General features: G+C 70.2%; 21 protein-coding genes. 13 read left to right on the top strand and 8 right to left on the bottom strand.

Going from position 1 to position 24,597, the window contains the following annotated elements:
- Positions 1–3: 3 nt before the first annotated feature.
- On the bottom strand, positions 4–705 hold the full coding sequence (locus ACRWK8_RS06550) for a FadR/GntR family transcriptional regulator (RefSeq protein WP_378742064.1): 702 nt from the start codon (positions 703–705) through the stop codon (positions 4–6).
- A gap of 168 nt (positions 706–873) precedes the next feature.
- Between ACRWK8_RS06550 and ACRWK8_RS06545 the strand changes: the two genes are divergently transcribed.
- A complete protein-coding gene (locus ACRWK8_RS06545) occupies positions 874–2,142 on the top strand; it encodes a CynX/NimT family MFS transporter (RefSeq protein ID WP_431868951.1) in 1,269 nt (422 codons plus the stop codon).
- 13 nt (positions 2,143–2,155) lie between these two features.
- Here ACRWK8_RS06545 and ACRWK8_RS06540 read toward each other — a convergent pair whose 3' ends face one another.
- From ACRWK8_RS06540 to aceA, 3 genes are all read right to left on the bottom strand, one after another.
- On the bottom strand, positions 2,156–3,004 hold the full coding sequence (locus ACRWK8_RS06540; RefSeq protein ID WP_431868949.1) for a CPBP family intramembrane glutamic endopeptidase: 849 nt from the start codon (positions 3,002–3,004) through the stop codon (positions 2,156–2,158).
- A gap of 39 nt (positions 3,005–3,043) precedes the next feature.
- Complete coding sequence (locus tag ACRWK8_RS06535) at positions 3,044–3,295, bottom strand: hypothetical protein (RefSeq protein ID WP_378741726.1); 252 nt, start codon at positions 3,293–3,295, stop codon at positions 3,044–3,046.
- 300 nt (positions 3,296–3,595) lie between these two features.
- A complete protein-coding gene (gene aceA, locus ACRWK8_RS06530; protein WP_378741724.1) occupies positions 3,596–4,894 on the bottom strand; it encodes an isocitrate lyase in 1,299 nt (432 codons plus the stop codon).
- Positions 4,895–5,111: 217 nt separating this feature from the next.
- Between aceA and ACRWK8_RS06525 the strand changes: the two genes are divergently transcribed.
- On the top strand, positions 5,112–6,551 hold the full coding sequence (locus ACRWK8_RS06525; RefSeq protein ID WP_431868946.1) for a helix-turn-helix domain-containing protein: 1,440 nt from the start codon (positions 5,112–5,114) through the stop codon (positions 6,549–6,551).
- An 88-nt stretch (positions 6,552–6,639) separates the two neighbouring features.
- Here the strand turns inward: ACRWK8_RS06525 and ACRWK8_RS06520 are convergent, their stop codons facing one another.
- A complete protein-coding gene (locus ACRWK8_RS06520; RefSeq protein ID WP_431868944.1) occupies positions 6,640–7,800 on the bottom strand; it encodes an alpha-hydroxy-acid oxidizing protein in 1,161 nt (386 codons plus the stop codon).
- Between the two features lie 173 nt (positions 7,801–7,973).
- Between ACRWK8_RS06520 and ACRWK8_RS06515 the strand changes: the two genes are divergently transcribed.
- Positions 7,974–8,924: an ATP-dependent DNA ligase gene (locus ACRWK8_RS06515; RefSeq protein ID WP_431868964.1), complete on the top strand. Its 951-nt coding sequence runs from the start codon at positions 7,974–7,976 to the stop codon at positions 8,922–8,924.
- Here ACRWK8_RS06515 and ku read toward each other — a convergent pair whose 3' ends face one another.
- The gene (ku, locus tag ACRWK8_RS06510; RefSeq protein ID WP_431868942.1) at positions 8,925–9,878 is read right to left on the bottom strand and encodes a non-homologous end joining protein Ku; all 954 of its coding nucleotides are present in this window, start codon (positions 9,876–9,878) and stop codon (positions 8,925–8,927) included.
- A 184-nt stretch (positions 9,879–10,062) separates the two neighbouring features.
- On the opposite strand from ku, the gene ACRWK8_RS06505 reads away from it, so the two are divergent.
- From ACRWK8_RS06505 to ACRWK8_RS06470, 8 genes are all read left to right on the top strand, one after another.
- Entirely contained in the window at positions 10,063–11,292 is a 1,230-nt protein-coding gene (locus ACRWK8_RS06505) for an acyl-CoA dehydrogenase family protein (protein WP_431868939.1), read from the top strand.
- Positions 11,293–11,592: 300 nt separating this feature from the next.
- Positions 11,593–12,366 carry a hypothetical protein gene (locus ACRWK8_RS06500; protein WP_431868937.1) on the top strand — a complete coding sequence of 258 codons (774 nt, stop codon included), beginning with the start codon at positions 11,593–11,595 and terminating at the stop codon, positions 12,364–12,366.
- A gap of 49 nt (positions 12,367–12,415) precedes the next feature.
- A complete protein-coding gene (locus ACRWK8_RS06495) occupies positions 12,416–13,081 on the top strand; it encodes a TetR/AcrR family transcriptional regulator (protein WP_431868935.1) in 666 nt (221 codons plus the stop codon).
- Between the two features lie 200 nt (positions 13,082–13,281).
- The gene (locus tag ACRWK8_RS06490) at positions 13,282–13,689 is read left to right on the top strand and encodes a MerR family transcriptional regulator (protein WP_378741709.1); all 408 of its coding nucleotides are present in this window, start codon (positions 13,282–13,284) and stop codon (positions 13,687–13,689) included.
- Positions 13,689–14,660, top strand: a complete 972-nt coding sequence (locus ACRWK8_RS06485) for an aldo/keto reductase (protein ID WP_431868933.1) — start codon at positions 13,689–13,691, stop codon at positions 14,658–14,660. The genes ACRWK8_RS06490 and ACRWK8_RS06485 overlap by 1 nt, the downstream gene beginning before the upstream one ends.
- A gap of 140 nt (positions 14,661–14,800) precedes the next feature.
- Positions 14,801–16,777 carry a hypothetical protein gene (locus ACRWK8_RS06480; protein WP_431868931.1) on the top strand — a complete coding sequence of 659 codons (1,977 nt, stop codon included), beginning with the start codon at positions 14,801–14,803 and terminating at the stop codon, positions 16,775–16,777.
- A 49-nt stretch (positions 16,778–16,826) separates the two neighbouring features.
- Complete coding sequence (locus ACRWK8_RS06475; RefSeq protein WP_431868929.1) at positions 16,827–17,528, top strand: SEC-C metal-binding domain-containing protein; 702 nt, start codon at positions 16,827–16,829, stop codon at positions 17,526–17,528.
- An 84-nt stretch (positions 17,529–17,612) separates the two neighbouring features.
- Entirely contained in the window at positions 17,613–18,995 is a 1,383-nt protein-coding gene (locus ACRWK8_RS06470; RefSeq protein WP_431868927.1) for a DUF5685 family protein, read from the top strand.
- 42 nt (positions 18,996–19,037) lie between these two features.
- On the opposite strand, the gene ACRWK8_RS06465 is transcribed toward ACRWK8_RS06470, so the two are convergent.
- A complete protein-coding gene (locus tag ACRWK8_RS06465; RefSeq protein ID WP_431868925.1) occupies positions 19,038–19,268 on the bottom strand; it encodes a hypothetical protein in 231 nt (76 codons plus the stop codon).
- A gap of 470 nt (positions 19,269–19,738) precedes the next feature.
- Entirely contained in the window at positions 19,739–21,154 is a 1,416-nt protein-coding gene (locus tag ACRWK8_RS06460; protein ID WP_431868923.1) for a GntP family permease, read from the bottom strand.
- Between the two features lie 948 nt (positions 21,155–22,102).
- On the opposite strand from ACRWK8_RS06460, the gene ACRWK8_RS06455 reads away from it, so the two are divergent.
- Positions 22,103–23,059, top strand: coding sequence for a hypothetical protein (locus ACRWK8_RS06455; RefSeq protein ID WP_431868921.1), 957 nt, complete (start codon positions 22,103–22,105; stop codon positions 23,057–23,059).
- A 45-nt stretch (positions 23,060–23,104) separates the two neighbouring features.
- Positions 23,105–24,217: a DNA/RNA helicase domain-containing protein gene (locus ACRWK8_RS06450; RefSeq protein ID WP_431868919.1), complete on the top strand. Its 1,113-nt coding sequence runs from the start codon at positions 23,105–23,107 to the stop codon at positions 24,215–24,217.
- The last annotated feature ends 380 nt before the right edge of the window (positions 24,218–24,597 follow it).

Genomic DNA, 24,597 nt, shown 5'->3' with positions numbered 1-24,597 from the left:
CGCTCAGTCCTCGGTGAGGGAGAGCAGTTCGTCGAGATAGCAGGTGGCCTCGCGGGCGGCCCGGACGGGGTCCGCCTCCCGGACGGCCTCGGTGAGACCGGCGTGGTCGATCCCCTCAGTGGCGGAGGAGGGACGGTCGGAGGCCTCGTCGCTCTGCTCGTAGGCGGTGTGTGCGATGCTCGCGTAGACGACCTGGGCGATGTCGTCGTAGAGGTCGATGAGCAGGGTGTTGTGGGTGGCGTTGACCACCGCGCGGTGGAAGGTGAAGTCGGCCTCCACGAAGGCGCTCATGTCCTTGGTCCGCCAGGCCTCCTCGCGCAGGGCCATGGCCCGGTCGATGTCGGCCATGTCCTCCTTGCTGTGGCGCATCGCGGCCAGGCGCGCGGCCTCCACCTCGAGGGCGCGACGCACCTCCAGGTTCTCCCGCAGCCGGGAGCGTTCGAGGCGGCGCCGCAGGGCCCCGCCGAGCTCGCTGGAGGCGCGGACGAAGGTCCCCGCGCCCTGTCGGATCTCCAGCAGACCCGCGTGAGCCAGGGCTCTGACCGCCTCGCGGACGGTGTTGCGGCCGACCTCCAGTTGTTCGGACAGTTCGGACTCGGTGGGGATGCGGTCACCGACGCCCCACTCACCGGAGTCGATCTGGGCTCGTAGCTGACTGATGACCTGGTCGACGAGACCGGTCCGGCGTGTCGACGCGAGGGGCACGCTCATACCTCCTAGGGGCGGGTCGCCGGATGACAGGCCCAGCGCACGGGTAGGGAACGGTTAAGGACGGAGCCTAGACCAGTTGCGCGCGGGAATAGGCCACGAACGGCAATGCGTTATCCTCATGAAGTACATAGGGTCATCCTACGAATTTGTGAGCCACGTCCTATGAGCGTCACCCCCACGCGCGAGAACACCGCGCCGGGAACCCCCCCTTCCGGCACCGAACAGCGACGAGCCGCGCCCCGCGCGGCTCTCCTGCTGATCGCCGTCGCGATCGCCCTGGCGGCGCTCAACCTGCGCACCGCGATCACCAGCGTGGGCCCCGTCCTCGACGAGGTCACCCAGGGACTGGGTATGAGTGCTGTGGGCGCCGGCGCCCTCACGACGCTCCCCGTCCTCTGCTTCGCGGTCTTCGGCGGACTCACCCCCCTGCTCAGCCGCCGTCTCGGCTCCCACCGTCTGCTCGTCCTCGCCCTGGCCGCCGTCACCCTCGGCCTCGTCACGCGGGCGATGGCCCCCGAACCCTGGCTGTTCCTCGCCCTCAGCGCCGTGGCTCTCTCCGGCGGGGCCGTCGGCAACGTGATCCTCCCGGCCCTGGTCAAGCAGCACTTCCCGCACCGCGTCGGCCTGATGACCACCGTGTACACGACCGGCCTGGCCGTGGGAACGGCGATCGCGGCCGCCGCCACCGTCCCCCTGGAGCAGGCCACGGGCAACTGGCGGATCGCCCTCGGCTCCTACGCCCTCTTCGGGCTCGCGGCGGCCCTGCCGTGGCTGCTGGCCCTGCGCCACGAACCCGCGCCCGGCGACTCCCGCGAGGCGCTCGGCGTCCGGCAGGTGCTCGGCACCGGGATCGGATGGCAGTCCGTGCTCTACTTCGGCACGCAGTCCTCCATCGCCTACATCATGTTCGGCTGGTTCGCGCAGATGCTCCGCGACCAGGGACTGGACGCCCAGTCCGCCGGGGTGATGCTGGCCTACCTCTCCGCCCTGGGCATCCCCATGTCACTGGTCATGCCCTCGATCATCGTGCGTGTGCGCGACCAGCGCCCCTTCGTGCTGCTCTTCGTCACCGCGTACCTGGTCGGCTTCGCCGGGCTGTGGCTGTCCCCGCTCAACGGCACCTGGGTGTGGACGACCCTGATCGGGATCGGCCTGGGCAGCTTCGTCATGGCGCTGACCATCTTCGCGGTGCGCACCCGCACCGCCGAGGGCACCGCGGCCATGTCCGCCTCCAGTCAGAGCCTCGGGTACCTGATCGGCGGAGCGGGACCGTTCCTGTTCGGACTCCTGCACGAGGTGAGCGGAGGCTGGCACGCCTCGATGGCGATGGTCGTCGGCATGGTGCTCCTCAACCTCGTCGTGGGCCTGCTGATCGCCCGCCCCCGCTACCTGGAGGACGCCATCGCGGCCAGGGCGGCGAAGGAGGGCTGAGTCCCGCGCCGGGTCAGACCGGCAGCCAGTCGATCCGGCCGATGAGGTACACGGCGCCCACGAACGCCACGACGTCGATCACCGTGTGGGCCACCACCAACGGCATCACCCGCCCGTAGCGCAGGTAGAACCAGCCGAACACCAGCCCCATGACCAGGTTGCCGAAGAACATCCCGACCCCCTGGTACAGGTGGTAGAAGGCGCGCAGGACCGAACTGGCCACCACCGCCTTCCACGGTGACCACCCCATCTGCCCCAACCGGTGCAGCAGGTAGCCCACCACGATCACCTCCTCCAGGACGCCGTTCTTCAGCGCCTGGAGCACCAGGACCGGGGTGTCCCACCAGTTGCCGTCCAGCGTGCTGGGCACGATGGTGCGGGTGAGCCCGAGTTGCCAGGAGACCAGGTACACGACCAGACCCCCGGTGCCGATCAGCGCGGCCAGGGCCAGCCCGCTCCCGAGGTCGAACCCCGGTCGGCGAAGGTCGAAGCCGACGGTGCGCGCGGACTCGCCGCCCCGGTGCAGCAGGTACACCACCAGCGCGACGGGAGCGAAGGCGAACACCAGGGCGTACAGCTGGAAGGACAGGTCCAGCCACGGCCGGTCCTCGGCGCGCGAGCGGATGAGGTTGGCGGTCTGGTCGGCCATCGACTCGGGCGAGGTGAGCACGCCCAGGAACGAGATGACCGCCGACACGGCGGCGGCGCCCAGGGAGAGGGCGAGGACGCACAGCACCTCCCAGCGCATCAGGGAGCGGCTGGCGAGCAGGTGCTGGACGGTGGTTCCCGCGCGCGCCGCCTCGGCGGGGCCGGTGGGGGAGGGGAGGGGAGCGCGCGGGTTCGGCTCGGTTCTGTCGGTCACGCGTCGAATCTACGCGCTGTCGACGGAGTGGGGCACGACCTACTCGTCGTCGCCCTCGTCTCCGTCCTCGTCGCCGCCGTCGCCTTCGTCGTCGCCGCCGATGACGTCGTCGATGCCCTGCTCGATGTTCTCCTCGACCTCCTGCTCGATCCCGTCCTTCACCTCCTGCTCGAGGTCGTCGGTGTTCTCGCAGGCGGCCGCACCGAGGACGGCGACGGCGGCGATCGCGCCCGCGGCCACCACGCGGCGGGTCGAGGAGAGGGTCACTCTGCTGAGGTCGTCGAGTTTCACGTCGGCTCCGTGTGTGAGGTCGGGTGCTCGGGGAGGTCGTCCGGAACGTCCCGGGGCCGTGGGGGGCGGCCGGCGGACCCGCGCGGGCGGGCTGTGGCGCTCCGCTCCCGTCGCTTGGAGCCACCGTATAGGGCGGGCCGCCCCCACGCGGGCGGTCACGGGGGATTTCGGGCATACGAAGGCCGCCGGTCATACGCGAGTGACACGGACCGCGCATGGCCGACGGCCAAGGGGAGGCCGTCCCGCCCCGCCCCAGCCACGAAAGCGGGGAGGGACGGCCTCAGGGAACGAAGACCAGGGTCAGTGAGCCGCTGAGAACTGGTCTTCTTCGGTGGAGCCGGTGAGAGCCGTGGTGCTGGCCTCGGGGGAGATGGTCGTGCTGATCGCGTCGAAGTAGCCGGTGCCGACCTCGCGCTGGTGACGGGTGGCGGTGTAGCCGTCGGCCTCGGACGCGAACTCGGCCTCCTGGAGCTCGACGTACGACGTCATGCCGTTCTGGGCGTAGCCCTTGGCCAGGTTGAACATCGAGTGGTTGAGCGAGTGGAAGCCCGCCAGGGTGATGAACTGGAACTTGTAGCCCATGTGGCCCAGCTCGCGCTGGAACTTCGCGATGGTCGCGTCGTCGAGGTGACGCTTCCAGTTGAAGGAGGGCGAGCAGTTGTAGGCGAGCATCTGGTCCGGGTACTCGGCCTTGATGCGCTCGGCGAAGTCGCGGGCGACCTCCAGGTCCGGGGTCGCGGTCTCCATCCAGAGCAGGTCGGAGTGCGGGGCGTAGGCGAGGCCGCGGGCCACGCAGGCCTCGACGCCGTTGCGGAAGCGGTAGAAGCCCTCGGCGGTGCGCTCGCCGGTGGTGAAGGCCTGGTCGCGCTCGTCGATGTCACTGGTGATCAGGGTCGCGGCCTGGGCGTCGGTCCGCGCGATGACCAGGGACGGGACACCGGCGACATCCGCGGCGAGGCGGGCGGCGTTCAGGGTCTTGACGTGCTGGCTGGTCGGGATGAGGACCTTGCCGCCCAGGTGGCCGCACTTCTTCTCGGAGGCGAGCTGGTCCTCCCAGTGGACACCGGCCGCGCCCGAGGCGATCATGCCCTTCATGAGCTCGTAGGCGTTGAGGACGCCGCCGAACCCGGCCTCGGCGTCGGCCACGATCGGGGCCAGCCACTCGGGAGCGGTGTCGTCACCCTCGGACCAGGTGATCTGGTCGGCGCGCATGAGCGCGTTGTTGATGCGGCGGACGACGGCCGGGACCGAGTTGGCCGGGTAGAGGCTCTGGTCCGGGTAGGTGCTGCCGGAGAGGTTGGCGTCGGCCGCGACCTGCCACCCGGAGAGGTAGATGGCCTTGAGACCGGCGCGGACCTGCTGGACCGCCTGGTTTCCGGTGAGCGCGCCGAGGCTGTTGACGTAGTCCTCGGTGTGGAGCAGGTCCCACAGGCGCTCCGCGCCGCGCCGGGCCAGGGTGTGCTCCTCGGTGACCGAACCGCGCAGCTTGACGACGTCGTCGGCGGAGTAGGTGCGCTCGATACCGGCCCACCGGGAGTTGGTCTCCCAGTCGCGCTGGAGTGCGGCGCTGGCTTCCTGACGTCGAGCGCTGGTGCTCATGTTCGTTCCCGCCTTACGTGTAGTCCCCAAGGTCTTCGCACCGGTCGAGAGTCCTTCCAAGGGCCAGGGGGTGAGCCCCTGAGCGGTAAGTTCCCCGCCGGTAACTATGATTCTTGGGCAAGATCCAGGGGTTTTCCACTCGAAATCGGGTGAAGATCGTTGTTTCTTTCCGTAAGATGAAGCCATGGCGTACTTTGGTGCTGAAGAAATACCGTCTTTGACAGGTGACCTGGATCTCGTCACGTTTGGCCAGAGGCTCCGACACCTGCGCAAGGCGCGCGGGATGACCCTCTCCGACCTGGGGGAACGTGTCGGGCGGGCGCCCTCGCAGCTCTCTTTGCTGGAGAACGGAAAACGCGAACCCAAGCTCTCCCTCCTCACGTCCCTGGCCTCCGCCCTCGAGGTGTCCGTCGAGGAACTCCTGTCGAAGCAGCCCCCGAGCCGCCGCGCGCAGCTGGAGATCTCCGTGGAGGAGGCCCAGCGCGACGCCCTGTACCAGGGCCTCAACCTTCCGCACCTGAAGGTGGGCAAGCGGGTCCCCAACGACGTCCTCGAACACATCGTGGGGCTCTACGACGAGCTCAAGCGGCGCAACGCCAAGCCGACCGCCACCCCCGAGGAGGCGCGCCGGGCCAACGCGGACCTGCGCCGCCAGATGCGGGAGCGGGGCAACTACTTCGAGACCATCGAGGCCGCGGCCGCCGACACCCTCTCGGCGGTCAACTACACGGCGGGACCGCTCTCCCAGGGGCAGATCCTCGCGATCGCCACCCACCACGGGTTCTCCCTGAAGTACGTGCAGGACCTTCCCCGCTCGGTGCGCTCCCTGACCGACCACGTCAACCGGCGCATCTACCTCAAGCGCGAGACAACGCTGGGCATGCACAGCCCGCGCACGATCCTCCTCCAGACGCTGGGCCACGTGATCCTCGGCCACAACCAGCCCCGCGACTTCGGCGACTTCCTCCGCCAGCGCGTGGAGGCCAACTACTTCGCCGCCGCCGTCCTCATCCCCGAGTCCACGGCGGTCACCTACCTCCAGGAGGCGAAGAAGGCGCGCGACCTGTCCGTCGAGGACCTGCGGGACGTCTACTCCGTCTCCTACGAGATGGCCGCGCACCGCTTCACCAACCTGGCCCACCGCCACCTGGACCTGGTCTGCCACTTCATCCGCAACGACGAGACCGGCATCATCTACAAGGCCTACGAGAACGACGGGCTGGTCTTCCCCACCGACGACACCGGCGCCATCGAGGGCCAGCGCATGTGCCGCCAGTGGTCGGGCCGCCAGGTCTTCCAGTCACCGGACCGGTACTCGATCTACTACCAGTACACGGACAAGCCCAACGGCACCCACTGGTGCGTGGCCCACGTCGACCCCAGCCGAGAGCGCAACTTCGCCATCACCCTGGGCGTGCCCTACAAGGAGTCCCGCTGGTTCCGTGGCCGCGAGACGACCAACCGCACGAAGTCCAACTGCCCCAACGGCGAGTGCTGCGTGCGTCCGCCCGCCCAGCTCGCCAGCCGCTGGGAGGGCAACGTGTGGCCCTCGGCCCGCGCCCACTCCCACGTGCTGTCGGCCCTGCCGTCGGGCACCTTCCCCGGTGTCGACGAGCACGACGTCTACACCTTCCTGGAGAGCCACAGTCAGGACTGAGCTCCGTTCCTTCCGACCCCACCCGTGAGAGGGGGTCGACGCACACGCGTCGGCCCCCTCGTGGTCTCCCTCCCGTTCCCGGGACCGTTCAGGCGCGCAGGTCCCGCAGCGCGTCCGGGCCGAGGTCGCTCAGCGACGGGTAGCCGTCGACCGCCATGAGCAGGTCCGCCTCGGCCAGCAGGGACCGCAGCACGTGCACCACCCCGTCCGCCCCGCCCAGGGCCAGTCCGTAGACGTAGGGTCGGCCCACCGCCACCGCCGTGGCTCCCAACGCCAGGGCCTTGACCGCGTCGGTGCCGGACCGCACCCCGGAGTCGAAGACCACCGGCAGGTCCGTGGCGGCGGCCACGTCCGGCAGGCACTCCAGGGCGGGGATGCCGCCGTTGGCCTGGCGGCCGCCGTGGTTGGACACGTAGATCGCGTCCACGCCCCCGTCCGCCGCCCGCCGGGCGTCGTCGGGGTGGCACACGCCCTTCACGATCAGCGGCAGGTCGGTCAGGGACCGCAGCCAAGGAAGGTCGTCCCAGGTCAAGGGGTTACCGAAGACGCCAGCCCAGTGCGCCACCACGGTGTCGCGCGGGGCGTCCGCGCCCACCCGTGCCTGGAAGACCGGGTCGGACGTGTAGTTGGCCAGGCAGTGGCCGCGCAGCATCGGCATGTTCGCGGTGGCCAGGTCGCGCGGACGCCAGCCGGTGACCCAGGTGTCCAGGGTGACGACGATCCCCGCGAACCCCGCCGTCTCGGCGCGGCGGACCAGACTCTCCGCCAGCTCGCGGTCGGTCGGCGTGTACAGCTGGAAGAACCCGGGGGTGTCGCCGAACCGCGCCGCGACCTCCTCCATCGGGTCCTGGGACAGGGTGGAGGCGATCATCGGGACCCCGGTACGCGCCGCGGCCTCCGCCGTGGCCAGGTCCCCGTGCCCGTCCTGGGAACAGAGGCCCACCACCCCGACCGGGGCCATCATGAGCGGGGAGGGCAGGCGGAGCCCGCACAGGTCGACAGCGGTGTCGCGTTCCCTGGCGCCGACGAACATGCGGGGGTAGAGGCCCCACCGTCGGAACGCGGCGGTGTTGGCCTCCTGGGTGTGCTCGTCGCCCGCGCCGCCCGCCACGTAGGACCACACCCACGGCGGGAGCGCCTCGGCGGCCCGGCGCTCCAGTTCGGCGAAGGTGAAGGGACGGGAGGGAACGACACCGGTGAGGCCGTCGAGGTGGATCTCCAGCTGGTAGTCGCCGTAGTGCGAAGCCATGGTCGCCTCCGGAAGGGGGTGGGGGTGGGATCCGCATCATTCAGACGGGCCCGCGCGCGTGTCAAGTGCCGTGCGGGACGGGTGCGCACCGTGGGGCGGTGGTCCGACCCACCCTTAGCGGTGTGTTGGTCTCCCGATGAGCTGGTGCGGGGTAGGGGGCGGGCGTGGAACCGATGCTCGCGAGCGCCGTCGATCACTTCCCCACGGGCGAGAGCCTGCTCTACGAGCCCAAGTGGGACGGCTTCCGGTGCCTGGCCGAGACCGGGCCCGTGCGCATGGACAGCAGGCAGGGGCGGTCGCTGTCACAGCGGTTCCCCGAGATCGTCGAGGCTTTGGACCGGCAGCTCCCCGAGGGCGCTCTGCTGGACGGGGAGATCATCCGGTGGGCGGACGACGGGAGGATGGACTTCGGTGCCCTGCTGAGGCGCAACGGGGCCTCGGTCCGCCACGCCCGCGCGCTGGCGCGCACCGACCCGTGTCACCTCGTGGTGTTCGACCTGTTGAGGATCGGTGGCCGCGACCTCACGCACCGGGCGCTCTCCCACCGGCGCGGGGAACTGGAGCGTCTGATGGGCCTGGTCGAACAGCCCTCACCGCTCACGCTCGGCTGGCAGACCGACAACCCCGAGGTCGCCATGCAGTGGTGGGAGGAGATGCCCGCCGTGGGTGTGGAGGGCGTGATGATCAAGGACGCGCGCCGTTCCTACCGGCCGGGCCGCAGGGACTGGCGCAAGTGGAAGCACCGGGTCACCACCGAGGCGATCGTGGGCGGGATCGTCGGGCACGCGCGTGCCCCCCGCGCGCTCATCCTCGGCCGTGTGGACTCGGTGACCGGTGAGCTGCGGGTGGCCGGTCGGACCTCGGACCTCTCCCCGGAGGAGTCCGAGGAGCTCGCGGGGCACGTGGTCAAGACGGACGACCACCCCTGGCCCCGGCTCCTCGCCGCGACGTGGGGCGGGGACGCCTCCCGCCAGACCTACACGCGGGTCGTCCCGGACCTGGTGGTGGAGGTGTGCCCGGACTCGGCCGAGGTGGCCGGCCGGTGGCGGCACGTCGTCCAGTTCCTCCGTGCCCGCCCCGACCTGGCGCCCGAGGACGTGCCCCGGGACCTGCGCACGGAGTAGTCAGCCGGCGTCCGCGACGGCGTCGGCCAGTTCGTCCCTGGTCATGCGGGAACGGCCGGGGATGTCGAGCTTCTTCGCCTGTTCCATGAGCTCGCCCTTGGTGGGCCGGTGGTCGTCCGAGGAGCGCGGCGCCGGGGCGCCGCCACGGCGTCCGGACCTCGCGGCCCGCTTCTCGCGCCGCTGCCGCAACGACGCACGGAGCGCGTCGTCCAGCGCGACGACCTTGCCCTCGCCCTTCTCCTCGGGCTCCCGGCCCTCGTAGCTGACGGTTCCGCCCCGGGCCTTGGTGGCGATGAGCTCCTCCAGCCGCCGCTCGTACTCGTCGGAGTACCGCGAGGGCTCCCACTCGGCGGTCATGGCGTCGATCAGCTGGGAGGCGAGCTTGAGTTCGCCCTGGTCGACCTCGCCCGTCGGAGGCCGCATGACGTCCTCGGGGTCGCGGACCTCGTCCGGCCAGTAGAGGGTGCTCGCCGTCAGGACGCCCTGCTGCGGGGTGACGAGGGCCAGGTGCTGTCGGTTGCGCATGACCAGCGTCCCGAGGCCCGCCCGGCCGGACTCCTCCAACGCGGCGAGAAGCAGCCGGTACGGCTTCGCCGAACTCTTGTCCGGTCCCAGGTAGTAGGTGGACGAGAACCACAGCGGATCGACGTCGTCGGCGGAGATGAACCCGGTGATCTCCAGGGTTTTGCTCCGTCCGGGCTGGATCTGCTCCAGGTCCGCGGGTTCCAGGAGGACGTAGGAGTCGGACTCGTCGACCTCGGCTCCCTTCACGATGTCCTCGTTGGCCACACGCTCGCCGGTGTCCTCGTTGACTCGCTGGTAGCGCACGCGCGCGTTGGTGCCGCGCACGAACTGGTGGACGGTCGGGCCGTGTCTCTCGCGTGCGGAGTACATGCGCACGCCGACCGACACCAGTCCGAAGCTGATCGTTCCGGTCCACACGGTTCCAGGCACTGCTCACACCCCCTTTCCTCCAGTGTGGGAGCGGACCGGCAAACACCGGACAGGAGTGCGTCAGGAATCTTCCCGTTCGGGAGGGAACGCGTCGTTGTGTGCGCCGGGGGCTGACTGTTACCGTTGGTAGCACTTCTTGGTCGTCCCTCCGCCTCCCGGAGGATCCAACAAAGGACGCAATCGCATGAGTGAGGCCACCGCTCCCGCCTTCAGCCTGGAACTGAGCGAGGACGTTCGCGACGTCCGGGACTGGGCCCACGGGTTCGCCGCCGACGTCATCCGCCCCGCCGCCGCCGAGTGGGACGAGCGCGAGGAGACCCCCTGGCCGATCATCCAGGAGGCCGCCAAGATCGGCCTGTACTCCCTGGACTTCTTCGCCAACCAGTGGCTGGAGCCCACCGGCCTCGGTATCCCCGTCGCGTTCGAGGAGTTGTACTGGGGCGACCCGGGCATCGCCCTGGCGATCACCGGCACCGGCCTGGCCGCCGTCTCCGTCGCCTCCAACGGCACCCAGGAACAGCTCTTCGAATGGGTGCCGCAGATGTTCGGTACCTCCGACGACGTCAAACTCGGCGCCTTCTGCTCCTCCGAGCCCGACGCGGGTTCGGACGTCTCCGCGATCCGCACCCGCGCCGTCTACGACCAGGCCAAGGACGAGTGGGTGATCAACGGCGTCAAGACCTGGGCCACCAACGGCGGCATCGCGGACGTCCACGTCGTCGTGGCCTCCGTGGAACCGGAACTGGGCTCGCGCGGGCAGGCGTCGTTCATCATTCCGCCGAACACCCCCGGCCTGTCCCAGGGTCAGAAGTTCGCCAAGCACGGCATCCGCGCCTCGCACACGGCCGAGGTCGTCCTGGACGACGTACGCGTCCCGGGCTCCTGCCTCCTGGGAGGGAAGGAGAAGCTGGACGAGCGGATCGCCCGTGCCAGGGAGGGCAGGCGCTCCAAGGGCCAGGCCGCCATGAAGACCTTCGAGGCCTCCCGCCCGAGCGTCGGTGTCATGGCGGTGGGCTGTGCCCGCGCCGCCTACGAGTACGCCCGCGACTACTCCACCCAGCGCGAGCAGTTCGGTCGGCCCATCGGCGACAACCAGGGCGTGGCCTTCCTCCTGGCCGACATGGCCACCCGCATCGACGCCGCCCGGTTGCTGGTGTGGCGGGCGGCCTGGATGGCGCGCAACGGCAAGGACTTCACCAACGCCGAGGGCTCCATGAGCAAGCTCTACGCCTCCGAGACCGCCACCTACGTCACCCAGAACTGCCTGCGCATCCTGGGCGGCAACGGCTACACGAGGGACTACCCCGTGGAGCGCTGGCACCGCGACGCCTCCATCTTCACCATCTTCGAGGGCGCCAGCGAGATCCAGAAGCTCATTATCGGCCGCACCATCACCGGCCTGCCGATCCGCTAGGGAGGTTGCAGAGCCTCCGGAGCGGGCGGTCCGTGGCGGGGCACGGGGTGAGGGCACCCCGCGTCCCGCCACGTCCGCTTCGGGAAGCGCCAGGTCATCGGCCCGTTCCTCGGTCCACCCTGACCGGGATCCTGGGGCGCACCCCGGCTTCCACCAGCGAGGTTCCGCATGGTGGGCGCGCACGCGTTCCGCCAACCCGGTCCCGCGCGAAGGGGGCACTTCGGGGGACGCGCCGAGTCCTCGCGCCCGCCCGCCGAGGCGAAACGTCCCGCCCGCGCCGCTCCCGTTACCCTGTGGCCCATGACACCAGGCAACGGCGCCCCCACCCTCACCATCCCGGCGGCCTTCAACGGCCCCGACGGCTCCGGCAACGGCGGCTACAGCGCGGGACTGCTGGCCGCACGGCTGACCGCACCGGGTGGCCCGGCCGTCCAGGTCACCCTGCGCAACCCGCCCCCGCTGGACCGCCCCCTGACGGTGGAGGGCTCCTCACAGGAGGGCCTGCGCCTGGTCGACCCCACCGCCGAGGACCGCGCCCGCCTGGTGGCCGAGGCCGTGACCGTCGACCCCCTCGACCCCGGACTGATCCCCGGCGGGCCGGTCACCGTCGCCGAGGCCGAGGAGGCCCGGAAGCGCTACGGCGGGCTGGACGCGCACCCCTTCCCCCGTTGCTACAGTTGCGGCCCCGAGCGCGCGGCGGGCGACGGTCTGCGCCTGTTCGCGGGACGGGTCCGTCCGGGGGAGGGACCCGACGGGGTCGGCAACACCGTCGCCTGCACCTGGGAGGTCCGCCCGGAGGTGGACGGAGGCGACGGCAACGCCGCCCTCGCCCAGGTCTGGGCCGCACTGGACTGCCCCGGCGGCTGGTCCAGCGACGTGTCCGGCCGACCCATCGTCCTGGGCCGGTTCACCGTCCAGGTCCTGGCACTCCCCCCGGTCGGCTCCCCCCAGGTCGTCATGGGCCACCTGGAGTCCGTCGACGGCCGCAAGGTCCACACGGCCAGTTCCCTCCACGACGCCGACGGCCGTCCGCTCGCCCTGGCCCGCGCCACCTGGATCGCGATCCGTACCTGAGGGGCGCGTCCGGGCCGCCGTGCCCCGCCCTCCAGTACGGTGAACCCTTGTGGCCCTCGAAAACACACAGCAGACCGCGCCCGACGACGACACCCCCGCGCCGGCGCCCCGGCGGGGACGGAGCGGGCGCGGCCGCGACCCGGAGCGGCGGCGGGCGATCCTCGACGCCGCCGACCGGGTGATCCAGCGCGACGGCCCCGACGCCTCCATGCTCGCCATCGCCACCGAGGCCGGGATCAGCAAGCCCATCCTCTACCGGCACTTCGGTGACAAGGGCGGCCTCTACCGGGCTCTGGCCCAGCGTCACGTGGACCCCCTCATCGAGGCCATCCGCTCCGAGCTGTACCAGCACACCGACTTCGACGTGCGCGCCCGGGCCACGGTCGGCGCCTACCTGTCGATGATCTCGCAGAACCTCAACCTCTACCGGTTCCTGATGGACCGGGCCACGTCGGAGGACGTCCGCACCCGCAGCGACCTCGGACTGATGGTGCGCCGCCTGGGCGAGGAGCTCGCGGACCTGCTCATCACCGAGGGCCGGATCAGCGGCCGACTGCGTGCCCAGATCGCCGCGCACGCCGTCGTGGGCATGGTCCAGGCGGCGGGGGAGTGGTGGCTCGAACACCCCGAGGTGAGCGAGCGGGAGATCATCGACGACCTCACCGACGCCGTGGTCGGCGCCATCCGGGGCAGCGCGGAGTCCGGTTCGCGCTGAGGGGCGGAGGCGGTCGGCGGTGACGTTCGGCGCCCTTCCCGTGCCTCTGACCTGCCGGGCGGGGGCTCCGCGCTGCCCGGTTCGGAAACGCCTGGTCCCACTCTTGATCCTCGCCCCGCCCGTCCCTTCGGTCCCCCTCACGGAACGAACTTCGCGCCGGGACTTGACCTGGAGTGCGCTCCAGGTCGCATGCTTGCGGCATGAAGGACTACTACACCCCCGGTGAGGTCGCCGAGCGCTTCGGCCTCACACTCGACACCCTGCGGTACTACGAGAGGGCGGGCCTGCTCCGGAGAGTGGAGCGCGCCTCCAACGGCCACCGCCGCTACCGCTCCGATGACGTCGACCTCCTGGACCTCGTGCGCTGTCTGCGCGAGACCGACATGCCCATCGCCCGGCTGCGCGACTTCGCCGAACTGGTCCGTGGCGGCGAACACACCATCCCCGACCGCCTCGAGGTCCTCCAGGGCCACCAACGACTCCTCGATGCCCGCGTCGAGGAGCTGCGCCGCCGCCAGACCACGATCCAGCACAAGATCGACTACTACGCGGGGGTGCTCGCCGACGACGTCCCGGAAGCGGCCTCCGTGGCCGGGGGGAGCGCCTGATGCGACACACCACGATCAACGGCCGCACCGTCAGCGCCCTGTGCCTGGGGGCGATGCAGTTCGGCAGCACCACGGACGCCGCCACCTCCGCCGCCATCCTCGACCGCTTCGTCGAGGCCGGGGGAGCCTTCGTCGACACCGCCGACTGCTACCAGTTCTGGATCGAGGGAGGCCGGGGAGACGAGAGCGAGACCTTCCTCGGCCGTTGGCGGCGCGAGCGCGGCGTGACCGACGAGATCGTGATCGCCACCAAGATCGGCGCCCAACCGACCGCGCCCGGAGCCGGCCTGGAGGCGGCGGAGGGTCTCTCCGCGGAAGCGGTGGCGACGGCCGCCGAGCGCAGCCGCCAACGCCTGGGGGTCGACACCCTCGATCTTCTGTACGCCCACAGGGAGGACCCCGACACCCCGGTCGAGGAGACCATGGAGGCCCTCGCCCGGCTCGTCTCCGAGGGAACGGTCCGGGAGCTCGGGCTCAGCAACCACCGGACGTGGCGGCTGGAGAGGTCCCGCGCCGTGACACAGGCTCACGGGTGGCCGCGTCCCCGGGTGCTCCAGTACCGCTACAGCTACCTCCAGCCCCGTGGCGACGTCCCGCTCGCATCCGCGGGACACATGCACGCCACCCCCGAGCTGTTCGACTACGTCCGCGCCGAGGCCGCCCAGGGGCGCGAGCATGTCGTGGTGGCGTACACCTCCCTGCTGAGCGGCGCCTACACCCGCCCCGACCGCCCCTTGGAGTACGCCTACGACCACCCCGGAACCGCCGCGCGCCTGGCCGCCCTGGACGAGGTGGCCAAGGAGACCGGAGCCACCCGCAACCAGGTGGTGCTCTCCTGGCTCGCGGGCCACGAGCCGAGCGTTGTCCCGTTGGTCGGTGTCAGCAGTGTCGCCCAGCTGGACGAGGCGCTGGAGTCCCTGGACCTGACCCTTACGCCCGCGCAGCACGCCCGGCTCACGGCGGCCCGCTGACCAGAACCGACAAAGTGCGCAAGTGTTCCTATAACTCCGCTTTCGCGGTTTCCTGACGCTTCCGGCGGATACCTTCCCTAGGTAGGCGTGCGGCGGATCCGCGCGCACCGCAGATCCGTGAACCAGGGGGAGGGGCCCAGTTGCCCGAGAGCACGACGGCGTCGGAAGCGGACTCCGGTGCCTACCACCAGATCCACTTCGCCTGGGCCGAACCCACCCTCCTCGGTCGCGTCGGGCCGGGACCGTCGGCCACCTCCCTCCCGGAGCAGGACCAGCCGGTCCTGCGCTCCTGGCGCGACCGCCTCATCCCCGCCCTCACCGCCGACTACCGGTCGGCGCTTCCCGGCACCGACCCGGCCGCCTATCCCGAGACCCTCTGGGCCCACCACTACCCCGACGGCCAGAGCGCCCTGGTCTACCGGTGGCCCGGTGACGTCCGCGACGCCCACGCCTGGGCGATCGTCGGGCCCACCCGTGGCCTGGACCTCCCCCGGGTCCTCGCCTTACACGAGAACCCCAACACCCGGCCCGCCGCGAGCAGGCCGCCCAAGCCGGGCTGGGCCGCGATGCGGACCCTGCCCGCCCCCGCGCCCTGGGAACGCACCGCCGCCCCCGGCGCCCTGCGCACCCGCGACCGGCGCGCCGCCGAGACCCGGATCGAGGGCGAGCCCGTCCTCGTCGGGGCCGTGGCCCACGCGCTCGCGCACCCCGACCGCCCCCTCCGCCTGACCCTCGACCCCGACCACGCCGACCTGTGGCAGGCCACCCAGCTGCGCTTCCTGTGGGGCATGCACCGCGTCCTGCACGACGTCCTCACTCCGCGCGCCGCCGTGCCCGCAGCCGGATGGAGCTGGTCCTTCTCCACCTACGAGCCGGTCACGGACCCGGAGGACGGCCCCCACCTGGCCTTCGTGCCACCCTCCTCCGCCGCCGGATCGCCCTTCCTCTCCCCGGTACCGGGGGAGCACCTCAGGATCGCGGAGGGCCTGGTCGCCGTCCTGAGGGAGGAGGGTGGCGACGCCCTGGCCGACCACCTCAGAGAACGGGGCGTGCCGGAGGCCACCACCTTCGGTGAACGCCGCGACCTCCTCCGCGACTGGCTGGATCCTGCCCCCGCCCCGCTGGTGGAGGAGCCGGTGGCCGTTCAGGAGGCCAGTGCGGAGCTGGCGGGGGAGAGCGCTCCGACGGAGCGGGGCACGCCCTCGTTCTTCGCCCCCTCGCCGCCGACGGGGATCGACCTCACCCCCGACTCGCGGGCGGACACACCGGCCCCTGATCCGTTGACGGACGAGGCGGTACCCGAACCCGAGGACGACCTCGAAGAGGCCCCCGACCCCTTCGCGGACGACGACACCGACACCGCCGAGCAGGAGACCTGGGCCGGTGGCGGGCGGAGCCACACCTTCCTCGGGGTGGCACGGCGCCGACCCGCCCCCGAACCGGAGCACGACCCCCTCTCGATCTTCGGTCGGCCCCCACGCCCGGCAGCACCCGAGGACCCGAGCACCGAACCCGACCCACCCGTGTCCCGGGACGAGGCCGCACGGTCCACGGCCGCTGACGAGGAGCCCCGCGAGACCTGGACCATCGCCGCCTCCACCGACCGTCCCGAGCCCAGGGCCCCCGAGGACGCACCACCCCTCGCCGTCCGCCCCCTCCCCGAACAGGAACCCGTCGACTACGCGGCCGAAACCGAGCCCGAGACCGACGAGAACCTCGACGACCCCGACGACAACTGGCCCACCCAGTACGCCGACCTCCCCCTCGCACGCCTGGAGCGGTGGCACTCCAAACGCGGCCCCGAGGGCGCCCACGTCGACGTCGTCGACGCGCGCGCCGCCGTCCGGGCCGAACGCGCCGAACTCCAACGGGTCCGTGACGAGCGCGACCGGTACCACACCGAGGTCCAGGACCTCCGCAGGGAGATCGCCCGCCTGGACCAGTCCTGGATCGACGCGGAACCCTTCCCCGAGACCCCCGAACACAAGAGGCGCTGGCCCCTGGTCCTGCTCGTCACCGCCCTCGCCGTGACGGCCCTCGTCATCGGTCTGGAGGTCGGCTCCGGCACCCGGTTGGGCGTCCTGGACCTCCTCGGCCGACTCACCCCGTGGGGTTGACGTCCCGTGTGACGGGCGGCACCCACCGGACACGCCCTAACCTGGAAGGATGACCGACACTTCCCCGGCCCCCGCAGCGGTCCCGCAGCCGCTGTGGGACGCGATCCGCGACCTGGACCTGCCCAAGCGACACCTCAGGGATCTCACCGCCCACCCCGAGGAGGCGGGTGAGATCCTCCTCGACGCGGTGGACGTCCTGCGCGGACGGGACGAAGGCGCGGCGCACGCACTCGCCCGGGCGCTGCGCGAACACGCGCCGAAAGCCGGACACCGCCAGTTCGCGACCCACCAGATCGCCGTGATGCTGCGCGCCGAGGGCCGGGCCGACGAGGCCGACGCCCTGCTCGACGAACTCATGGACTCCGGTCCCGACCGCGGCGTGGCCGTGCTCCTGGCCGAGGACCTCGCGTCGCGGGGCGACTACGCGAAGGCCCTGCACTGCTACAACGTCGTCTGCCGGGGCATGCTCGCCCAGCCGCCGGAGACCGTGGCCGAGCTCAACCGGCTCGGCCTCATGCCGCTGCTCGGCCGCGCCCGCATGCGCGAGGCGCTCGGCATGGCCCCGGACGCCCACGACCTGGCCACCCGCTCCACCGACGCCTACCTGCCGCCGCTGGACGCCCGCGCCGACCTCGGCGGCGCCCCGAACCCGCCCCTCGACACCGCACCGCGCCCCGGACGCAACGACCCCTGCTCCTGCGGCTCGGGCCGCAAGTACAAGAAGTGCTGCGGTTCGCCCCTGGCCCGCTGAATCGTTGCGAACCGGACACCCCTTCCGGGAGTCACATCCCGCGTCGGTGCGCGCTCGGCGCACCGGGAGAAGAGGTGGCGGTTCGTGTTCGGAATCCTGCGGCCCTGTCGGCACACGCTGTCCGAGGACCTGGCTCGGGAGTGGATGTCCCACATGTGCGGGCTGTGCCTCGCCCTGAGGGACGACCACGGCCAGGCCTCCAGGGTCGCCACCAACTACGACGGCCTGGTCGTGTCGGTCCTCACCGCCGCCCAGTCCCCTGACCAGGCCGGGACCCGCACGGCAGGCCGCTGCCTCCTGCGCGGCATGCGCGGGGCCGAGGTGGCGGACGGTTCCGGCGCCCACCTGGCCGCGGCGGTCTCCCTGATGCTCGCGTCAGCCAAGATCAGCGACCACATCGAGGACGGTGACGGAGCCTACGCCCGCCCCGGCGTGCGTGCCGTGGCGGGTCGCGTGGCCACCCGATGGCGGAACGGAGCCCAGCGGACCGGAGGCGGACTCGGGTTCGAGGGCACTGCCCTGGCCGCCGTGGTCGACCGCCAGCGCGAGGCCGAACTCTCCGCCACGGAGGGCACCGACGTCCTCACCGTCACCCGACCGACCGAGGAGGCCACCGGCGAGGCCTTCGCGCACACCGCCGCCCTGGCGGGGATCCCGGGGAACGCCGCCCCGCTCCGGGAGGCGGGACGCCTCTTCGGCCGGGTGGCGCACCTGCTGGACGCGGTCGAGGACCGCGAGGAGGACCTGGCCAACGGCTCGTGGAACCCGCTCACCGCCACCGGCACCCCGGTCAGCCGGGCACGGGAACTCTGCGACGACGCCGTCCTCGGGGTGGACCTGGCCCTCCGGGAAGCCGAGTTCACCGACGACCGCCTGGTCCGCGTCCTCCTCGTCCAGGAGCTCAAGCGGGCCGTCGCCCGTACCTTCGCCCACGGCGGCCACCCGGGTCACGGTGGGTACCCGGGCCACGGCGGCCACCCCGGCCACAATCCGCACCCTGGTCACGGAGGCCACCCGGGCCACGGCGGCCACCCGGGCCACGGTCCGCACCCCGGTCCCGGCGGACACAGCGGCCATCCCGGTCACGGCGACCACGTCGACTACCCCGGTGACGGCGGGAACGGCGATCACCACGGCCACGGCGGGCACTCCGGTCACGGCGGAGAGGGCGCGAAGCGCTCCGGCAAGGGCGGCTGCTGCGGCGCCTGCTCCTGCGACACCCCCGGGTTCCGGGAACCGCAGCGCGGCCGGGGCCTCCTCGCGGGCTGCGCCGCGGCGCTGTTCATGTGCTGCACGTGCCAGTTCTGCTGCCGCGACCCCCACCCCGGCCCGTGGTCGGGCGAGCCCCGGGACTCCTGGTGCGAGGCCTGCGCCTGCGTGTCCGACACCTGCGGCACCTGCTGCCAGGCGTGCAACTGCTGCAGCAACTGTTCCTGCTGTGAGGGGTGCGACTGCAACTGCGGCTGACGCGGTACCGGGACGGCTTCACGGAACCCGTCCCGGTGTCCGTCAGTGGTCGCAGCTCCGGCACCGCCGGGTGGCCGCGCGCTTGGTGTTGCCCCCGGTGGCGCGGAGCGGCGAACTCTCACTGATCCGCTGCCACAGCCCCGGGTCCGGGTAGTTGATCCAGCCCCACAGCGGGGCCCTGACATCCGAGCCGGACTGGTGGGAGCAACCCAGCCGGTGGGCCACACCCCGAAGGGAGATGATGATGGCGTCGCCGGTCGGGTACGGCTTCACGGTCGAGAACGGCGTCCCGGTACCACAGCTTCCGATGTAGTCCCGTGGCAGCGCACAGGCGCAACCCTCCCCGATGGGGAGCTCACAGAAATCGCAGCGCTTCATTCTCTTACAGTGCACCCACGTGGTGACGATCCGGCAACTTTCGGTACCCAACCCGCCACCAATCGAAGAGAACCTCCTGTGGGGCCTCCGCCCGGGTGCTGCGCGGGCCCCTGGTGGCCCAGAGACGGACCACTCCCGTATCGCTCACCTCGACACTGAGCAGACGAAGCTCATCCGGTGTGTCCTGGGCCGTATCCCAATACCGGTGGGCGGCTCGCGGCGGTCGCACCGGGTGGGGATGCCTCGGCCGAGAGATCCGCGGTGCGTGGAGCGACAGGCTCGGCGTGAGCGCAGGAGCTGACCGACATGGAGAACCCGACAGGGACGATGCCTGACCGGGTCCTCCTTGCTCCACTTCTCGGTGCTCAGAACGATCCGACGACGGACACCAGGCTCACGAGTGCGATGACCACGAAGACCGGGATGACCAGGGTCACGACACCGAGGTCCTTGTAGGACTGGCGGTGGGTGAGCCCGCAGACGATGAGCAGGGTGACCACGGCCCCGGAGTGCGGCAGGGTGTCGAGACCGCCCGCCGCCATGGCCGTGAGGCGGTGCATCGCCTCCATGCTGACGCCCTCCTGCTCGGCCATGGTCCGCAGGTCGTCGCCGAGGGCGTTGAGCGCGATCGTCATACCGCCTGAGGAGGAGCCGGTGAGACCGGCGGTGATGGACACGGAGAGGACCGAGGTCCACAGAGCGCTCACACCGAGACCGAAGACGGAGTCGCGGACGACGGCGAAGGCGGCGACCGAGGCGACGACCGCGCCGTAGCCCACCTCGGAGGCGGTGCTGAAGATCGGGAGCATGGACCGCTTGGCCCCGTCGACGCATCCGGTCCACACCGTGGCGAGCTGGCGGAGGTTGAGGGCGACCAGGACGAGGATCGCCGCGATGATGCCCAACAGCACGGCCCACAGCCCGAGGCGCTGGTCGATGGTGATCCCGCCGAACTTCTCGTCGGCCAGGTAGGACCAGTCGAGTGCCGGAAAGATGATCAGGGTGCACGCGAAGTTCACGGCGAAGACCGTGAGCAGCGGCAGGAACGGAACGAGGTGGTTCGCCGGTGTGAGCGTGGTGACCTGGTTGCCGGCGTCGTCGTCGGAGGCCCCGCCGACCGCACGCGCGCTCTCGGGACTGTCGAAGCTCTCACCCTTGCGGATCAGCGCGGTGCGCCTGTACTCGAGCCACAGCAGACCGAGACCGAAGATGAGGGCACCACCCAGCAGCCCGGTCCCGGCACCGGCGAACGAACCGGTGCCGAAGAACTGTCCCGGAATGATGTTCTGCAGCTGCGGGCTGCCGGGCAGGGCGGTCATCGTGAAGGTGAAGATTCCGAGCGCGATGGTCGCGGGAATGAGGCGTCGCGGGATGTCGGCGACCCGGAAGAGCTCGCGGGCCAGCGGGTACATCACGAAAGCAACGACGAAGAGGCTGACGCCCCCGTAGGTCATGAGGGCCGAGGTGACGATCGTCGCCGCGATCGCGCTCCGCGAACCCACCAGCTTCGTCACGGTGCGGGCGATGCTCTCCGCGTAGCCGGTGACGGTCATCAGGACGCCGAAGATCGCACCGAACAGGAACACCGGGAACCAGCTGCCGACGAAGCCGGCCATCGCCGGCATGAAGATCTCGGTGTAGGAGGCCAGGATCGGGGCCCCGGAGAAGACCACCGCGACCGCCGAGGCGAGGGGCGCGGCCAGGATGACGGGGACGCCGCGGTAGGCGAGGGTGATGAGCAGGAGCAGGGACGTGACGATGCCTATGATTCCCAGTGCCATGGGACTCCTCGGGGGGTTGGGGCAACCAGTGCCGAATTCTCACCGGGAGACGAGGGCGTCTCCAAGGGCTGGGCGCGGTCGTCCGGTGGCTGGGGGACGTTCCGCGTCGGTGGGGTCGTTACCGCTGGTCGGGCGGTCGATCACGTCGGTCATCCTCGTGCCGAAGCGGCGGCAGGGGAAATGGTGAACAGTGGGGTAAACCACGTGAAGCTGTGGGGGGTTTGGGGGTTGAATCTACGTTGGGATTTGTGGTAATTGGAGCGATTTCGCACCGTTCTCACCCCTCACCGGGCACGGGGACGGGGGAGCTGTGTTCTCCGCCTGCCGCCTCCCGGCGGTGTACGCGACCTGTGCGAGGGCGTCGCACGTACGTGCCCGCGCACCCCCCAGCACCGCTCACGGCCGGACCCGACTGCCCGGTGGGGAGAGACTCTCCGGTGCGCGGCTGCTCCAGCGGGCCGAGGACCGTGCTGCGCCTTCCACGACCTGCGTGCCCGTGCCAGCGTCCGGCTCGAATGCTCGGACGCGGTCCGGTCGGCGGCACGCGGTCGACTTCGACCGGCTCGGCGGCAATGGCTCGTCGCTTCGGCCCGACCGCGATACGGCCGGGCCTTGCGGTCAGGGCGTCGTTCTACCAGGATCGCGTCCACGTGCCTGCCGGACACGGCCGGACCGACTCGGATGAATGCGCGGACCTCGAGCAGAGGGCGATCGTGCGGGACAGTGCGGTGTTTTCCAGAAGAGGATCGTCAACTCGCAGGGGTACGGCGTATCGGAGGTAGGCCGCCAATTCACACTCCGGGATGGCTGTGAACAGGCGATTCAACGGAGCACTCCGAATGTCGTTGGATTTCCGTAGCATAGGAATTCCTGAGAGTCGGCTGCCGCCGGCCGGAGGATACGACCACGCAGCCACCCACGAAGGTGGGGAGCGCGAAGAGGAGGGCTGTGGAGCAGGAAGCGGGAGACAAGAACGTCGCCGAGGCCTACGTCTACGTCGGCAAGGACGGCGCGAAGAATCTGCGTCGCGGTATTGACGCATCGGTCTGGGGTTGGAAACCGGAGACCGCGGAACAGAAGGGGCACCACGAGGTGATCTCTTCCCTCAAGAAGGGGGACCTCCTCTACCTCGGGCATCTCGGGCTGGGGAGGATGCCCGGTCCTGAAGCGCAGACACGAACGGTCTCCGAGCTCGTGGTCACCCGACTGACCGGCGCTTCCTATTATGACGAGGCGCCCGTCTGGGATGACGAGACCTATCCCTACCGAGTGCCGCTGGAAGTCGTGGAGACCCGGTACGACGTCACTCGCGAGGACATCGGTGCCGAGGCCATCGAGGCGCTTCGCAAGTCCGCGAGCGGCCAAGGCGGCCCCAAGCACCCGGAGACCTACCAGTCGGTTGTGGAGCAGCTCCTGGACGAGGCGATCAAGGCCCACAAGGGTGATCTCCTCGACCCCGAGGACCCCGCTGACCAGACGAACCTCGATCTGCCCCCGGTGCTGGACCGTCCCGCCTACATCTTTGTCCGTGCTGAGCAGAAGAAACTTCGCGCCAAGAAGTTGGGTGACAAGACCGAGGTGGCCTGCGATCTGTGCCAGCTGGTCCTGCCCAGGCGGCTGGTGCACACCGCGCACATCAAGCGTCGCAGCGAGAGTTCACCCTACGAGCGCGGTGACCTGAACAACGTCATGAACGCCTGTGTCATGGGTTGCGACTCCCTTTTCGAACATGGTTTCGTGTATGTGGACGTCGACGGCTTTATTCATGCGTCAGATCAGGTCAAGGGCGAAGGTCTCACCGTGGCGGCCCTGCGCGTCGGCGACGACTGCTCCGCGTTCTCGAAGAAGAGCGCGCCCTACTTCGCCTGGCACCGCGAGAACATCGCCAACGTGAACGAGAGCTGATGCAGGAATCCTCCCCCATTCCCCTGAGGTACGTACATCCGATCCGTGGTTCAGGACACCTTGGACGGTGGGCACCGCTCCGTCATCGTAGTGCGGGGCGGCCCGGGGAGCGGCAAGACGGTGCTCGCCATGCGGCTCCTCGCTGAGTACATTGACAATCCCCAGGTCGGCGCCCGTTATGGAACTCCTTCCGGATCCCTGACCAGCAACCTGAGGGACACCATCGGAGTCGATGGTTCGGACCCTCTCTTCCAGCTGCCGGAAAACCGGGTTTCAGGCTGCGGGGTGTTGATCATCGACGAGATCCACCGCTTCCGCCGTTATCAGGGCGGCTTCCGTTCCTACGTCCTGGGAAACCTGTCCAAGGTGCCGGTGGTCGTGGTCTTCCTCGATGAACGTCAGCGAGTTCGGCCCAATGAGGGCGTGACCGAGAGCGAGATTCGCGAGATCGCCGCAGAAGCGTCATCACCTTTCAACGTGGTGAGTTACAGCCTGGAGGGTAGCTTCCGATGTAACGGTTCCCGCGAATTCAACGCCTGGGTCGACGACCTCATCTACGACCAGCCCAGGCCCTGGAGCGGATCCGACTATGACCTGGCCGTCAGTCCCCATCCGCATGAGATGGACCGCTGGCTCGAGATGTGCCTCGAACAGGAGCACAGTGCCCGGATCAGCGCCGGGTTCTGTTGGGGTTATGAGGAGGCCAAACCGGGGGAGGAGCTGCCCGGGGTGCGAATCGAGTGGCGGGGCGAACCCCACGGTGCTCCGCAGCGATGGCAGCGACCGTGGAACCTGCACACGAACAACACGGTGCACACCAAGGGCGGGCTCATCGGTCCTCCACGCTGGTTGTGGGCCACGCGGCCCGGCGGAGAGCGCCAGGTCGGTTGTGTCTACACGGCACAGGGTCTGGAGTATGCCCACGCAGGGGTCATCTTCGGCCCGGACCTGGTTCGACGCGGGGACCGTTGGGAGGCACACCCCGAGCACAGTCATGACAGAGCCATGAGAGGGATCGGTCCTGATGAATACCTCGAACTGGCCAGCAACGCCTACCGAGTACTGATGACCCGTGGGATGAGATCGTGCCGTGTCTACTCCACCGATGCAGAGACCCAGACGTTCTTCTCCTCGCTCGTACCGGGCGACACCAGATAGCCAGGGTGCGCCTGGAGCCCAGAGGCACCATCAGAACCGGTCCCTGGGTCGGGGCTCTCCGCAGTGTCGAGATGGTAGCGGTTACTCAGCTAACGGTGACGTACTCGATCAGGTGCTTTTTGCAGTGGTCAGGTGGGTCTACCAGTGTCCCTTCTTCTTCCACCTGGATTCGAGTTCGCTGAAATGTGGTGGTACCGCCAGCCTGGTGGTGGCGCGCGGAGGCCACGATTCGTCCTGGACGAAAGGGGAGAGGCAGTACCGTACGGCGGATGCATGGTGCCACAGGTCAGGGCAGGTGGCGGCTCCGACGAGACGCAGGTAATCGATCTTTGTAGCTTCCGGAATGTGCCGGGTCGTCCTGAACGAGTCCGCGACGTGCT

It is taken from the genome of Nocardiopsis eucommiae, assembly GCF_965344335.1.
In the GTDB taxonomy this organism is placed as follows: Bacteria; Actinomycetota; Actinomycetes; order Streptosporangiales; family Streptosporangiaceae; genus Nocardiopsis; species Nocardiopsis eucommiae.
This window is presented reverse-complemented; position numbering and strand designations above follow the sequence as displayed.

Bases quoted from the DNA above. Each gene is read 5' to 3' on its own strand.
- ACRWK8_RS06545 (WP_431868951.1), top strand. From the start codon at position 874: ATGAGCGTCACCCCCACGCGCGAGAACACCGCGCCGGGAACCCCCCCT.
- aceA (WP_378741724.1), bottom strand. From the start codon at position 4,894: ATGAGCACCAGCGCTCGACGTCAGGAAGCCAGCGCCGCACTCCAGCGC.
- ACRWK8_RS06520 (WP_431868944.1), bottom strand. From the start codon at position 7,800: ATGGCTTCGCACTACGGCGACTACCAGCTGGAGATCCACCTCGACGGC.
- ACRWK8_RS06515 (WP_431868964.1), top strand. From the start codon at position 7,974: ATGCTCGCGAGCGCCGTCGATCACTTCCCCACGGGCGAGAGCCTGCTC.
- ACRWK8_RS06505 (WP_431868939.1), top strand. From the start codon at position 10,063: ATGAGTGAGGCCACCGCTCCCGCCTTCAGCCTGGAACTGAGCGAGGAC.
- ACRWK8_RS06500 (WP_431868937.1), top strand. From the start codon at position 11,593: ATGACACCAGGCAACGGCGCCCCCACCCTCACCATCCCGGCGGCCTTC.
- ACRWK8_RS06490 (WP_378741709.1), top strand. From the start codon at position 13,282: ATGAAGGACTACTACACCCCCGGTGAGGTCGCCGAGCGCTTCGGCCTC.
- ACRWK8_RS06485 (WP_431868933.1), top strand. From the start codon at position 13,689: ATGCGACACACCACGATCAACGGCCGCACCGTCAGCGCCCTGTGCCTG.
- ACRWK8_RS06475 (WP_431868929.1), top strand. From the start codon at position 16,827: ATGACCGACACTTCCCCGGCCCCCGCAGCGGTCCCGCAGCCGCTGTGG.
- ACRWK8_RS06460 (WP_431868923.1), bottom strand. From the start codon at position 21,154: ATGGCACTGGGAATCATAGGCATCGTCACGTCCCTGCTCCTGCTCATC.